Here is a 491-nt window from a genome sequence, read left to right on the forward strand (position 1 = left end):
CGCTGAACTTTCTTTTGGTCGAAAAGCGCAGAAAAACAATACCTTGGGTAGAGCCATCGATCGGCGATTTATATTAACGCGCCGAGGGTCCATGCGTCAGGGGGCTGGTCTGCGAATTTCTGGCAATAACAAAAGGCGTATTTCGGCAGTTGGCGCCAAGATAAAATCACGGCGCCTTGCGGGCGCCGTGATTAGTTCGTTTCGTTCGCCTCTGATCGCGCGACAGGCTTACGCGCTTAACTTCAGGCTGAGTGGTAAGCGGCAATGACGGCTGCCACTTGATCGGTGTTCATCGCCTGTATCTGGGTCGTCGTGATCGCCTGTACTTGATTGCTCGACAGGCTGCCGATATCTGCCGTCGAGAGACCCGCTACCGCCGTGGTCGTGATGGCGGCGATATCCGCGGTCGAGAAGGCCGCGATATCGGCAGTCGACAGGGCGCCGATCTGTGCGGAGTTCAACGCCGCTGTCTGGGCGGTCGTCAGAACTCC

Annotated in this window: 1 protein-coding gene; it reads right to left on the minus strand. The window is 57.2% G+C overall.

Features of this window, described 5'->3' with window-relative positions:
* Window positions 1-242: 242 nt before the first annotated feature.
* A partial coding sequence (locus RHSP_RS06625; protein WP_157385306.1) for a hypothetical protein occupies window positions 243-491 on the minus strand: 249 nt, incomplete at its 5' end.

The organism is Rhizobium freirei PRF 81 (assembly GCF_000359745.1).
Taxonomy (GTDB): domain Bacteria; phylum Pseudomonadota; class Alphaproteobacteria; order Rhizobiales; family Rhizobiaceae; genus Rhizobium; species Rhizobium freirei.